The organism is Halpernia frigidisoli, from assembly GCF_900113805.1.
Lineage (GTDB): Bacteria > Bacteroidota > Bacteroidia > Flavobacteriales > Weeksellaceae > Halpernia > Halpernia frigidisoli.
Genome location: NZ_FOQT01000002.1, coordinates 157,047 through 169,884, shown reverse-complemented (window position 1 = coordinate 169,884; position 12,838 = coordinate 157,047). Strand labels below are relative to the sequence as shown.

Below are 12,838 nucleotides of genomic sequence, written 5' to 3'. Positions count from 1 at the left end.
AATTTAGTAAATTTGCAAATATATTTTTCAGTTTAATATACTACTAAATGATTACCACAGATTTATTAATAATTGGAGCGGGTCCAACAGGCTTATTTGCAGTTTTTGAGGCAGGTTTACTAAAGATGAAATGCCATTTAATAGATGCACTTCCACAACCTGGCGGTCAATTAACTGAACTTTATCCAAAGAAACCTATTTTTGATATTCCAGGTTATCCTACTGTAAATGCAGGTGAATTGGTAGATAATTTAATGGAGCAAATCAAACAATTTCAACCGGGTTTTACTTTAGGCGAAACAGCTGAAACAATAAATAAACTGGAAGACGGCACATTCGAGGTTACAACTAATAAGGGAACAGTTCATCATGCTAAAGCTGTTGCAATTGCCGGTGGTTTGGGAACTTTTGAACCAAGAAAACCACTTTTAGAAAATATTGAAAAATTTGAAGAAAACGGTGTAGAATATTTTGTAAAAGAACCGGAACATTTTAGAAATAAAAAAATCGTAATTGCTGGTGGAGGCGATTCTGCCTTAGATTGGGCAATATTTTTATCTGACGTTGCGAGTGAAGTGACTTTAATACATAGGAGAAATGAATTTCGTGGCGCACTTGACTCAGTAGAAAAAGTTCAGGCTTTAAAAGATGCTGGAAAAATCAAGTTAATTACACCAGCCGAAGTTGTAGCTTTAAAAGGTGATTCTCATATTACCGGACTTTCCATAAAATCCAATGATGAGATTTTAGATATAGATACCGACTTTTTTATTGCGCTTTTTGGTTTAACGCCAAAACTGGGAGCAATCGCAAACTGGGGTTTAGATATTGAAAAAAACGCCATTAAAGTAAACAACGCCTTAGATTATCAAACCAATATCGACGGTATTTATGCTATTGGTGATGTCAACACTTATCCTGGAAAATTAAAGTTAATTCTTTGCGGTTTTCATGAAGCGACAATGATGTGTCAAAGCGTCTATAACCGAATTAATCCGGGCAAAAAATACGTATTAAAATATACTACGGTAAGTGGAGTTGACGGTTTTGACGGAACCAGAAAAGAAGCCGAGAAAGCTGTTGTTATGAAAATCGATTAATTTTATTTTCAACTATTAATAAAAAATGCAGGACATTAATATAAAAATTACAGACAGAAACGGCGAACTTCACGAAGTGGTGGTTCCAACTGATATGTCAATGAATTTAATGGAAGTGATCCGTTCCTACGAAATCGCAGAAGAAGGAACTGTAGGAGTTTGTGGCGGAATGGCGATGTGCGCTTCTTGTCAGGTTTATGTAGAAAATGATTTTGATTTACCAGAAATGGACGCTGAAGAAGATGCAATGCTTGGGGAAGCTTATCATGTGCAGGAAAATAGCCGTTTAGGTTGCCAGATTCATATCAATTCTCAACTTGATGGTTTAGAAGTCATTGTAGCACCTTATCCATAATTAATTAAGTTTTTTTTAAGACTTTTTTGAAATGGCAAGTTATTTGTTAAAATCTTTTAACAAATATTAAAATCAAAAAATAATACTATGAAAAAGTTTACATTATTAAGTTTAATGGCAATTGCGATGTTCAGTTTACAAAGCTGCGAAGTAATTGGAGATATCTTTAAAACCGGAATGTGGTTTGGCGTTATAGCAGTAGTTGCTGTCATCGGACTGATAGTTTGGCTGTTTGGAAGAGCAAAAAAATAAAAAATAAAAAGCACTGTTTTAAAAATGGTGCTTTTTTTATGTTCTTATTTTACCATTTCTTCAAATAATCTCTCAAAAGTTTTATCTAAATCTTTACTTAAACCAACATGAGGTCGCGAAGTTTGAATACAAGAACTTCTAACAGCATTCAACCAGCGAAAACGTTCAGGAATTTCTAAAATTGAAATCTTTCCACCACATTTTTCACCTTTTGCAATATTTAAAAATGATTTTAAATTCGTTTCAAGATCTTCCAAATTCTCTTCTGAAAAAAAACATTTCAATTTCTCTTTATCTAAAAAATAATCCGCGTGAATGTATTTTTCTTTTTTGCTGAATAAAATCAATCCAACATTAAAGAATTCCTCACGCTCCACTTTTGGCAAAGCGCGAATCACAGCGTATTCATAAAGTTTAAACTCTTGCATCTTCCGCCGCTTTTACAAATATTTCAGAATTCTCTAGCCGAATGCTTAAAAATTCAATATAAACTTTTCTAATTTCATTTGGCGAAAGTTCCGTATCTCGCCATTGAAGCCATTCATCAGGAATTAAATTCACAATTGAAGTTAGAACTTCTATTGTTATTTTTGATTTAAATTCTTTATCGATTTTCTTTAATTCAGTTGCTTTTTCCAGTAAAACGTGGTCTTTAATTAATGGAAAAGGTGTTTTCGCTTTTTCTTCCCAACCATCCCAGGAATGGTGAAAATATAATGATGCGCCAAAATCAATCAACCATAATTCACGGTTCCAGATGAGCATATTAGTATTGCGAAAAGTACGGTCGATGTTTGTTAAAAACGCGTCCAACCAAACAATTTTTGAAGCAGTTTCCGGATCAACTTCCATCACATTTGGATCAAAATTAATCGATCCAGAAAGAAAATGCATCGCTAAATTTAAACCTGTACTTCCTTTCAATAAATCCTGTATTTCTTCGTCTGCTTCAGTTCTGCCAAAATTTTCGTCCAGATTTGCAAACACCAATTCAGGCATCTTTAAACCTAAAAATCTTGCCAGTTCACCGCCAATTAATTCTGAAATGAGCATTTTTGTGCCATGTCCCGAACCACGAAATTTTAAAACATATTTAAAATCATCATCTGCTTCCGCCAAAGCCGGCAACGAGCCGCCTTCGCGCAAAGGCAAAATATAGCGCGTTACAATTACGGTTCGTAAATTTAAATCTGTGGAAATCATTTGTGTAAAAATACGATTTTTGATTTAGTTTTTTACTTTAAAACGGTTTTCCATTCCTCACTTTCGGCGAAAATTTTAATGATGGAATTTCTTTCTTTTAAAAATTTAGTTAAGTAGGATTTTAAAAATATTTTGTCAAATAGTTTTCCGACAATTCCAAAAGGTGAAGAGAAAATTAAAATATCTTCCATGATTACAAATCCATCTTCTTGTTTAAAAATATGCTGGTGTTGAAAAGTTTTAAAAATTCCTTTTAATTGTTCATCCTTAAAATAGTTTGGACTTTCAAAAGCCGTTATTTTCGAAGTTAATTTTTGCTTAAAACCTAAATGTTTTGCTTCCCAGGTTACCCATTCATCCATTCCTATTAAACCTGAAGTCTTTCCGGCGATGGCTTCTTCATTTGTTTTAACAGTTGACATTTTGTGTAAGTCGATACTTCTTGATAAATCAAAACAAACCTCAATTGTAGAGTGAATTTCAGTTGATAAATGAATTGTTGCCATTTAAATATTTTCGAAAAGTAAAATTAAACGAATAAATTAAGGTCCTTCAAAGTGAAAACTTTTAAGTAAAATTAAACCTAAATCTCAACCTTAACCTAAAATCTTTATCTTTGCTTTATGACAGATTCTACCGACAAAAGACTTTATTTAATTGATGCTTACGCAATGATTTTTCGTGGTTATTACGCCTTAATTCGCAGTCCGAGAATGACCAGCAAAGGAATGGATACTTCTGCGATCTTCGGTTTTACAAATTCTTTGATTGAATTAATTCGCCGGGAAAAACCGGGTCATTTAGCCGTCGTTTTTGATGTGGGAGAGGCAACTGTCAGAACTGCAGATTTTGCTGAATACAAAGCCAATAGAAGTGAAACGCCGGATGCGATAAAAGTCGCGATTCCCTACATTCACAAGATTTTGGAAGCGATGCACATTCCGAGTTTGGGCGTTGCAGGTTATGAAGCCGATGATGTCATCGGAACGATTGCCTGTAAAGCGGAAAAATTAGGTTACCAGGTTTTTATGGTAACGCCGGATAAAGATTTTGCGCAATTAGTGACAGAAAATATCAAGATTTACAAGCCAAGCATGAAAGGCAGTGAAATTGAGATTTTAGGAATCGAAGAAGTAAAAGCAAAATTTGAAGTTGAAGATCCAAAACAAGTTATTGATTTCCTTGCAATGATGGGCGATGCCGTTGATAATATTCCCGGTTTAGAAGGCGTTGGCGAAAAAACGGCGAAGAAATTTTTAAAGGAATATGGTAGCATCGAAAATCTTTTGGCAAACACGAGCCAACTTACCGGAAAAATTAAAGAAAAAATAGAAAATTCTGCTGAGCGCGGGATCTTGTCTAAAAAGTTAGCGACCATTTTGTGCGATGCGCCAATTGATTTCCATTACGAAAATTACACTTTAGATGAACCCGATTTTGAAGCCGCAAAAATTATTTTTGAGGAAATAGAATTCCGCCAGTTGTATGAAAGATTGTACCGCGCTTTTAAAGAAAATCCTGAAGTTCAGGTAGAAAATTTTTCCGAAAAAGAAGTTAAAAAAGTTCAAAATACTAGCGGACAATTAGATCTTTTTGCCAATTTTGAAGAATTAGATCAGGCGACTTCTACAAAATCAAGTATAGCGGAAAAAGATAATTTATATCAAAATATTTCCGGACCGAAAGCACAATATTTTTTGGTTCAAAATTTAATAAAACAAAAAGCGGTTGCTTTTGAAGCCATAACTTCAAGCGATGATGCGATGATTGCGGAATTAATTGCGCTCAGTTTTTCCTATAAAAACGGTTTGGCTTATTATATTCCGATTTCAGAAAATAGGGAAGAAGCGGTAAAAACTTTAGAAATTTTCAGACCGTTTTTTGAAAAAGAAGACGTTTTAAAAATTTCCCACGATCTTAAATTTGATTTTAAAATCTTAAAAAATTATGGTTTTGATTTAAAAGGAAACTTTTTTGATACCATGATCGCGCATTATTTATTAAATCCCGATGGAAGACACGGAAGCGATTATTTAGCAGAAATGTTTTTAAATTATAAACCGGTCACTTTAGAATCATTGGTTGGAAAAGGAAAAAGCCAAAGTAATTTCAGGGATTTAGATTTAAAAGTACAAACCGATTTTGCAGGGGAAAATGCAGATATTACATTTCAATTATACCAACTTTTTGAACCTCAATTAAAAAAAGAAAAACTCGAAAATGTCTTTTATCAGATAGAAATTCCTTTGCTAAAAGTTTTGGCTAAAATGGAACTGGAAGGTGTTGCTCTCGATGAGGAATGGCTTGCGAAAGAAAGTAAAGATCTGGAAAATGATTTGGCAGCTCTTGAAAAAGAAATTTTCAGTTTGTCCGGTGAAGAATTTAATATGAATTCCCCGAAACAATTGGGTGAAGTTTTATTCGATAAAATGAAACTCGATCCGAAAGCAAAAAAGACAAAAACCGGTCAATACGCAACGGGCGAAGATATTTTGCAAAAACTTTCATTTGAAAATGAAATCATCAAACATATTTTAGAATACAGAACTTATCAAAAACTGAAATCAACTTATGTAGATGCGTTGCCTTTGCAACTTGACAAAAACGATAACCGCGTTCACACAACATTTGCGCAAACTGTTGCTGCGACGGGAAGATTATCGAGCATTAATCCAAACCTGCAAAATATCCCGATCCGAACTTTACGTGGGCAACAAATCCGTGGAGCATTTGTTTCTGCCAAAGGAAAAAAAATCATTTCTGCGGATTATTCTCAGATAGAATTGCGTTTGATCGCAGAGATTTCCAAAGAGACGGAAATGATGAAAGCCTTTCAAAACAATGAAGACATTCATGCTTCGACCGCGGCAAAATTATTTAATATTCCTTTAAATGAGGTGACGAAATTACAGCGTTCACAAGCGAAAACGGTTAATTTTGGAATTATTTACGGCGTTTCTGCTTTTGGTTTAAGCGAGCAAACCGGACTTTCGCGCGCTGAAAGTAAAGCAATGATCGAGGCTTATTTTGAAACTTATCCGCGGCTCAAAGAATACATGAAAGAGCAAGTTGAAAAAGCCCGTGAAAATGGTTTTGTAGAAACCCTTTTAGGCAGACGGCGACATTTGAAAGATATAAATTCCGGAAATTTTGTGGTAAAAGGTCACGCTGAAAGAAATGCTGTGAATGCGCCAATTCAGGGAAGTGCGGCAGATATTATAAAAATTGCAATGATAAATATTGACCAAAAATTTGCCGAAAAAAATCTGAAAACAAAGATGCTTTTGCAGGTTCATGATGAACTTTTATTTGAATCGCCAGATGATGAGGTAGAAACCGCGAAAGAAATTATCAAACAGGAAATGGAAAACGCGGTAAAAACTGAAGTGCCGCTTTTGGTGGAAGTTGGCGAGGGTAAGAATTGGTTAGAAGCGCATTAAAATTATTACATTTGTTAAAAGAATCTAAAAATGGAAATAGATATCAACATAAGAAAAATAAATTTAGCCAAAAGAATATTGGATCTAAAAGATGAATTTTTGCTGGAAAATTTAGAACTATTTTTTAGTAAAACAATTTCCGAAGAAAAAATAATTCCGATGACTCAGAGAGAATACGTGGAGAGAATAGAGCAATCTGAAAAAGATTTTGCAGAAGGAAGATTTATTGTTGCAGAAGATTTATTAGAAAAATATAAAAAATGAATCCAAATGTAGTTTGGTCACAATTTGCTGAAAATAAATTAGATGATATTTTTGATTATTTTTATAAAAGAGCGAACAAAAAAGTTGCGCAAAAAATAGTTGATGGTATAATTTCAAAATCTATTTCCTTAAAAAATCATTCTTTGATGGGTCAAAAGGAATTACTTTTAGAAGTTAGAAACGAAGATTTCAGATATTTGGTTCATAAAAACTACAAAATCATTTACAAAGTCGAATCAGAAGAATTGATAAGAATTTACGATGTTTTTGATTGTCGTCAAGATCCAGAAAAATTGGAAAATTTGTCAGAATAATTCCAATGAAATTCCTAATCATCATTCCCGCGCACAACGAAGAAGAATTTATCTTTTCTTGTCTGGATTCTTTGCAAAAACAAAGTTTTCAGGATTTTGAGTGCGTTGTTGTAAATGATGGTTCAACCGACAAAACACAAGAAATCGTTGAGCATTTCATTTCCCAAAATCTAAAATTTAAAATCTATAATTTAAAATTATCATCTCATGAACCTGGCGCGAAAGTAGTGCAAACTTTTTATAAAGGTTTAAATGAAATTGGTTTAAAAGATTTTGATGTTATCTGTAAATTTGACGCAGATATTATTTTCCCCGAAAATTATTTGGACAAAATAAACAAAATTTATGAGCAAAATCAAAAAGCCGGAATGGTTTCAGGTTTGGTTTATATTGAGAAAAACGGCGAATGGATCTTCGAAAATTTATCTTCAAAAAACCACGTTCGTGGTCCCATAAAATCTTACAGAAAACATTGTTTTGAAGATATGAACGGAATTCGCGCTGTTCTTGGTTGGGACAATATTGATGTCATGCTTGCTAAAATGCACAATTGGGAAGTTATTACAATTAAAGATTTATTGGTAAAACATTTGCGACCAACAGCATTTAAATATAAAAATCAAAAGGCGAAAAAACTGGGTGAATATTTTTATAATATTGGTTTAAACTTTCCTTTAATGTTGATTTCTTCCGCTAAATCTTCATTTAAAAATAAATCATTTTCTGAGTTTTTAATTACGGTAAAATCTTTTTTAAGTCAAAAAAATGAACGTGTTTTAAGCAAAAATGAAATTAAATACATTCGTGATTTGCGCTGGAAACAAATGTTGAAAAACATAAGAAATTGACAAAAATCGCTTACATAGAATTGGACACGCATGCAGAAATTGCAGGAAATTTTATGGAATTGATTCAAAGTTCCAAAGAATTTCAAGTTGATCTTTATTTTTCTGAAAAGATATTATTGCAGTTAAATTTGAAGGAAAATCAGTCGGTATTTGAAAGTTCTTCTTTTCAAATATTAAAGCAACTTTCCGAAGTAAATTATGAATTAATTATTATCGGAACGGTTCACCGAAATTTTAATGTTTATTTAAAAATTGTTGAAAATTATAATTGCACGGTAATTTGCCATAATTTAAACTTTTGTAAAATTTCAAAATTCAATTTATTTAAAAATGTTTTTAAACAGGACTTTCAATACCGTTTAAAATTGTTAATAAAAGAAGGTTTGCTTTCTGCGCCGGAAATTTTTGAGAAAGCCAATCATTTATTAGTTTTAGATGAAAGTTTAGTCGAAAATAAATTTAAATTTTTGCCTTTATTTTTTAATAAATTTAATGAAAATGAAATTGAAAATACAGAACAAATAATCGTAATTCCCGGAAGTGTTTCGCAGGAAAGACGGGATTATTTTAAAATAATTAAAATTATTTCTGAATTAAAAACTAACTCAATTTTTAAATTTATTTTTCTAGGAAAAGCGAAAGGAAAAGAGTTGAATTGGATCAAAGATTTAGAAAAGAAATTACCGAAAAATATTAGTTTAAAATATTTTAAGGAGAAAGTTTCGCAGGAAGAATTTGATAAAAATATGAATTCTGCGAATTTTCTTTGGTGTCCAATTCAGGAAAAAACCGAATTTTTTAGTCAGGAAGAAATTTACGGCAAAACTAAGATGTCGGGAAATATTGGTGACGCCATAAAATATGGAAAAACCGCTATTTTCCCGAAACATTATCAAACTTCAAAACCTTTTATCATCAAAGAAAATGAAGATTTTGAAAGTCAAATATTAAGTTTAAAGCATAAAAACACCTTTGATTTTCAGGAAAATTTTAACAAAGAAAAGGTCCGGACAGATTTAGAGAGTGTTTTAAAATCTTTACTTTAAAACTTGAAAATACTTTTTATAAATTCTTTATTTAAATATTTTTCTAAAGGAAAAATCTTCAAAAAGTGATTTCCTACTAAAAATAATATTAAAACAAATGCTGGTTTATAAAATAAGTTGATCAGATTGCTTTTGAAATCCGGAAGCATTACGGCAACTGTAATTCCTAAACTGCCAATGATTGAGGCGTAAATCATTTCGATGGTGAAAGGCTGAACTTTAAATTTAACATAATTAAATATGATTTTAATTATGTTGTATAAAGTTAACGAAATCCCAGTTGCCAAAGCAATTCCCATTAATCCTAAATTGGTATTTTTAATAAAGTAAAGATTTAAAGCAATTGTGACCACAGCCAAAATTACCATTACAAAGGTTGAAAATTTGTAGAATTTTGAGAGCGAAATCACGTAACCGTTAAAACCTGTTGCCAAATCAAAAAGCATTGATATTCCTAAGATCCAGATCACAGGTTCTGCTTGTTTCAAAAGTTCGCCATTCTTCATAAGACTTGTGAGAAAGGGAAATCCAACGCAAATACATGAAAATAATACCAAACCTAAAAAAAATAAAGTGAGTGAAGTTTTTTTATGAAAAACATCCAATTCTTCGTATTCTTTCAATTCTAAATGTTTATTTATCAAAGGTGCAGAAATTGCGTACAAACCCATTGAAGGAATACTAATCAACGAAATAATAGCCAATAAAGTGCTATAAACACCGTTTTCCTGAAATCCTAAATAATCACCAATCATCACATTATCAATTCTTAAGGCGATATATGTTCCGATATTCCCTAAAAAACCGTAGAAACTATAATTGAAAATCTGTTTGTATAATTTATCTTTTTTAAAATAACTAGTTGAGAAATTCGGCGTAAACTTTTCAAGTTTATTGGTGTAAATGTAATAAGCAATTAATCCCAAAACAAACATTCCAAAAAAGAAAAAAAGCGCTATTTTTTCTGGAAATGCCAAAAAGAAAAACAAGAAAAATGCGCCTAGATTAGCAATTTTAGGTAAGACATTATCTAAAATATTAGGAACTACTATTCGCTTAAAATTCGAAATATATTTGTTGAAAACTGTGCTTAAACCGAGAACCAAAACCAAAGGTAAGATCATCATTTTCATTTTCCAAAGTTGCGTCACTTTTAATTCAGGGAAGAAATAAGCCGCAATAAAAAAGCCGGCTATAAATATTAAGAAATTAATGCAAACTGCAATCAAACTTAGTGATAGAAGGTTTTGATGCTTGTTGTCATTTTTTGTCGAGAAGAAAAATTTTACGTTGGAATAAGATAATCCGAAAACGACGATTGGCAAAATAATTTCTGCCATTGGCATAATGTAGCGCAGTTTTCCATAAAATTCCATGTTGTACGGAAAAATGAAAATCGCGGAAAGTGTTCCCAAAAGGAAACCCAAATATCCGATTATGGAATATTTAAATCCTTGTCTGGCAATCACACTCATATTTTTGCCGAATTTGAGATGAAAATAAAATTGTTGATATAGCCAGTTTTATCTTCAATTTCAGCGTTTTTCTGACTTAAATAAATGTCGTCTGAAATTGGTTCAAGTTTAAAAGTTTTCCTGTTTAAATAATTTGCAGAATATCCCCAATCATGAATTTCTTTTACTAAATTTTTTAAATTTTCTTCGTGGTGTCTTTGTTCCATTTCTACTAATAAAATTGGTTTAAAATTAGAAATTACTTCCTTCGCGCCTCGCAAAGTTTTCATTTCGTTTCCTTCGACATCAATTTTTATAAGGTCAATTTTAGAAATATTTTTATCTAAAATCCAGGAATCTAAAGTTTGGACTTTTACCTTTTCAGTAATAAATCTTTCTTCGTTATTTTCGGAAAAATCGGTTATCAAAGTGCCACGAGAATTTTTTTCTTGTCCATTAATAACTGGAACTTTAAATTCTGCTGTCGTATTTTCGTCAGAAAGCGCAATTGAAAACAAATTTACTTTTGGAAACAAACGTTCTAATCTTTTAAAAAGTCTTTGATTAGGTTCAAAAGCATAAATATTTTCTGATTTTAAAATATTTTCAACCAACCTCAAATAACTTCCAACATTACAACCAATATCAAAAAAAACAGCGTCTTTTTTTAAATGATTTTTTAGCCAAAGCATTTCTAGCTCAACATTTCTGAAGATTAAGTTGGCAGAATTTAAACCGTCAATTTTTTTAAAATACCGACTTTTATAAAAAGCTGGGGAGATGAATTGTAGCTGCTCGGCAAGTCTTGCATATAAAGACATAAACTGAATTTAACGACAAATATATAAAATGTTAAAGTAATGTTAAAATTAAATTTTAAACTTTTTGATTTAAAGATTTAAGGATTTATAATTAACTTTCACTTTTTAAATCTAATTATGAAAAAACTGATATTAATTGCTCTTCTTGCGATTTTAAGTTCTTGTAAAACCTTAACGAAACCAAAACAATCTTTCAATTGGGATGGCGCAAATCTCTATTTTTTAATGACGGATCGTTTTAAAAATGGTGATAAATCAAATGATGTCAATTTTAACAGAACTGAAAAAGCCGCGGTTTTAAGAGGTTTTGAAGGTGGAGATCTACGTGGTATTATCCAAAAAATTGATGAGAATTATTTTTCAGATTTGGGAATTAATGCTATTTGGATGACGCCAATTGTAGAACAAATTCATGGTTATACAGATGAAGGAACTGGTAGAACTTTCGCTTTTCACGGTTATTGGGCAAAAGATTGGTCTGCTTTAGATCCTAATTTTGGAACAAAAAAAGAGTTGAAAGAACTAGTCGAAAAAGCACATAAAAAAGGAATCCGAATTGTTTTGGATGCCGTGATTAATCACACCGGTCCAGTTACAAACGAAGATGCGGTTTATTCTAATGATTGGGTGCGAACTTCGCCGAAATGTACTTATGATTCTTATTTAATGACAACTGCCTGTACTTTAGTTGACAATTTGCCGGACATAAAAACGGAAGATAATTCGCCAGTGGAATTACCAAAAATGCTGACTGATAAATGGAAAAAAGAAGGAAGATATGATTCTGAAATGAAATCTTTGGATGCTTTTTTTGCAAAAACCGGGTATCCAAGAGCGCCGAAATATTACATTATGAAATGGCTTTCCGATTATGTGAGAGAAGATGGAATCGATGGTTACAGAATTGACACAGCGAAACATACAAATACAGATGTCTGGAAAGATTTTCAGAAAGTTTGTCAGGATGCACTTGATGAATTTAGAAAAAATAATCCGTCAAAAGTTTTAGATAATTCAACTTTTTACACAGTTGGGGAAGTTTATGGCTACGGAATTTCGCAAAAACAACTTTACGATTACGGTGATAAAAAGGTGAATTTTTTTGACAATGGTTTTCATTCTTTAATTAATTTTGATTTTAAAGGCGATGCAAATAGACCTTATGAAGAAATATTTTCAAATTATGACCGATTGTTACATTCAGATTTAAAAGGAAAAAGCGTTTTAAATTATCTGACTTCTCATGACGACGGTTCGCCTTTCGATAAAAACAGAACACGAACTTACGAATCCGCCACAAAATTATTGCTTTCGCCCGGCGTTTCTCAAATTTATTATGGTGATGAAAGTGCAAGACCATTGGAAATAAAAGGGGCAGAAGGCGATGCTAATTTGCGTTCAAATATGAACTGGGATGATGAAAAAAATAATCTGGAAACTCAAAAATTGCTGAAATATTACCAAATTTTAGGAAAATTTAGAGCAACTCATCCGGCAATTGGGGCGGGTTTTCATAAAATGATCTCAAATTCACCATATTATTTTTCGAGAATTTTAAAAGATGATAAAGTGGTTATTGGTTTGGAATTAAAAAGTGGAGATAAAATAATTGATGTAAGTTCGGTTTTTTCAAACGGAACTGAATTGCGTGACTTTTATTCAAAAAAAACAATGGTTGTGATAGATGGAAAGGTTGATCTGGACACGGAATTTTCTGTAGTTTTGCTTGAGAAAATTTAAA

14 protein-coding genes are annotated in these 12,838 nt (G+C 31.9%); 9 read left to right on the top strand and 5 right to left on the bottom strand.

The window, feature by feature from the left end; all coding sequences use genetic code 11:
- The first annotated feature begins 47 nt into the window (after window positions 1-47).
- The 3 genes from BM238_RS05890 to BM238_RS05880 all read left to right on the top strand — a co-directional run bounded on the left by BM238_RS05890 (window position 48) and on the right by BM238_RS05880 (window position 1,707).
- On the top strand, window positions 48-1,100 hold the full coding sequence (locus BM238_RS05890; protein WP_090079285.1) for an NAD(P)/FAD-dependent oxidoreductase: 1,053 nt from the start codon (window positions 48-50) through the stop codon (window positions 1,098-1,100).
- A 25-nt stretch (window positions 1,101-1,125) separates the two neighbouring features.
- On the top strand, window positions 1,126-1,455 hold the full coding sequence (locus BM238_RS05885) for a 2Fe-2S iron-sulfur cluster-binding family protein (protein WP_090079284.1): 330 nt from the start codon (window positions 1,126-1,128) through the stop codon (window positions 1,453-1,455).
- An 87-nt stretch (window positions 1,456-1,542) separates the two neighbouring features.
- The gene (locus BM238_RS05880; protein WP_090079283.1) at window positions 1,543-1,707 is read left to right on the top strand and encodes a phosphatidate cytidylyltransferase; all 165 of its coding nucleotides are present in this window, start codon (window positions 1,543-1,545) and stop codon (window positions 1,705-1,707) included.
- 44 nt (window positions 1,708-1,751) lie between these two features.
- Here the strand turns inward: BM238_RS05880 and BM238_RS05875 are convergent, their stop codons facing one another.
- From BM238_RS05875 to BM238_RS05865, 3 genes are read right to left on the bottom strand one after another with little or no spacing between them, the layout of a single operon-like run.
- Window positions 1,752-2,135 (bottom strand): DUF3037 domain-containing protein, encoded by a 384-nt coding sequence (locus tag BM238_RS05875; RefSeq protein ID WP_090079282.1) that lies wholly within the window; start codon window positions 2,133-2,135, stop codon window positions 1,752-1,754.
- A complete protein-coding gene (locus tag BM238_RS05870; protein WP_394333975.1) occupies window positions 2,122-2,910 on the bottom strand; it encodes a HipA family kinase in 789 nt (262 codons plus the stop codon). The genes BM238_RS05875 and BM238_RS05870 overlap by 14 nt, the downstream gene beginning before the upstream one ends.
- A gap of 32 nt (window positions 2,911-2,942) precedes the next feature.
- Window positions 2,943-3,416, bottom strand: a complete 474-nt coding sequence (locus BM238_RS05865; RefSeq protein WP_090079281.1) for an SRPBCC family protein — start codon at window positions 3,414-3,416, stop codon at window positions 2,943-2,945.
- Between the two features lie 117 nt (window positions 3,417-3,533).
- On the opposite strand from BM238_RS05865, the gene polA reads away from it, so the two are divergent.
- Genes polA through BM238_RS05840 form a run of 5 tightly spaced genes read left to right on the top strand, consistent with a single transcriptional unit; the run spans window position 3,534 to window position 8,822 of the window.
- A complete protein-coding gene (polA, locus tag BM238_RS05860) occupies window positions 3,534-6,350 on the top strand; it encodes a DNA polymerase I (RefSeq protein ID WP_090079280.1) in 2,817 nt (938 codons plus the stop codon).
- Between the two features lie 30 nt (window positions 6,351-6,380).
- Window positions 6,381-6,614, top strand: a complete 234-nt coding sequence (locus BM238_RS05855) for a hypothetical protein (protein WP_090079279.1) — start codon at window positions 6,381-6,383, stop codon at window positions 6,612-6,614.
- Entirely contained in the window at window positions 6,611-6,928 is a 318-nt protein-coding gene (locus tag BM238_RS05850) for a type II toxin-antitoxin system RelE/ParE family toxin (protein ID WP_090079278.1), read from the top strand. The genes BM238_RS05855 and BM238_RS05850 overlap by 4 nt, the downstream gene beginning before the upstream one ends.
- A 5-nt stretch (window positions 6,929-6,933) precedes the next feature.
- A complete protein-coding gene (locus BM238_RS05845) occupies window positions 6,934-7,776 on the top strand; it encodes a glycosyltransferase family 2 protein (RefSeq protein WP_090079277.1) in 843 nt (280 codons plus the stop codon).
- Window positions 7,773-8,822: a hypothetical protein gene (locus BM238_RS05840; protein ID WP_090079276.1), complete on the top strand. Its 1,050-nt coding sequence runs from the start codon at window positions 7,773-7,775 to the stop codon at window positions 8,820-8,822. Before BM238_RS05845 ends, BM238_RS05840 begins: the two co-directional genes overlap by 4 nt.
- On the opposite strand, the gene BM238_RS05835 is transcribed toward BM238_RS05840, so the two are convergent.
- Window positions 8,819-10,297, bottom strand: a complete 1,479-nt coding sequence (locus tag BM238_RS05835) for a lipopolysaccharide biosynthesis protein (RefSeq protein ID WP_090079275.1) — start codon at window positions 10,295-10,297, stop codon at window positions 8,819-8,821. The two genes, BM238_RS05840 and BM238_RS05835, sit on opposite strands and share 4 nt — an antisense overlap.
- The gene (locus BM238_RS05830; protein ID WP_090079274.1) at window positions 10,294-11,097 is read right to left on the bottom strand and encodes an FkbM family methyltransferase; all 804 of its coding nucleotides are present in this window, start codon (window positions 11,095-11,097) and stop codon (window positions 10,294-10,296) included. Before BM238_RS05830 ends, BM238_RS05835 begins: the two co-directional genes overlap by 4 nt.
- A 117-nt stretch (window positions 11,098-11,214) precedes the next feature.
- On the opposite strand from BM238_RS05830, the gene BM238_RS05825 reads away from it, so the two are divergent.
- Window positions 11,215-12,837, top strand: coding sequence for an alpha-amylase family glycosyl hydrolase (locus BM238_RS05825; protein WP_090079273.1), 1,623 nt, complete (start codon window positions 11,215-11,217; stop codon window positions 12,835-12,837).
- The last annotated feature ends 1 nt before the right edge of the window (window position 12,838 follow it).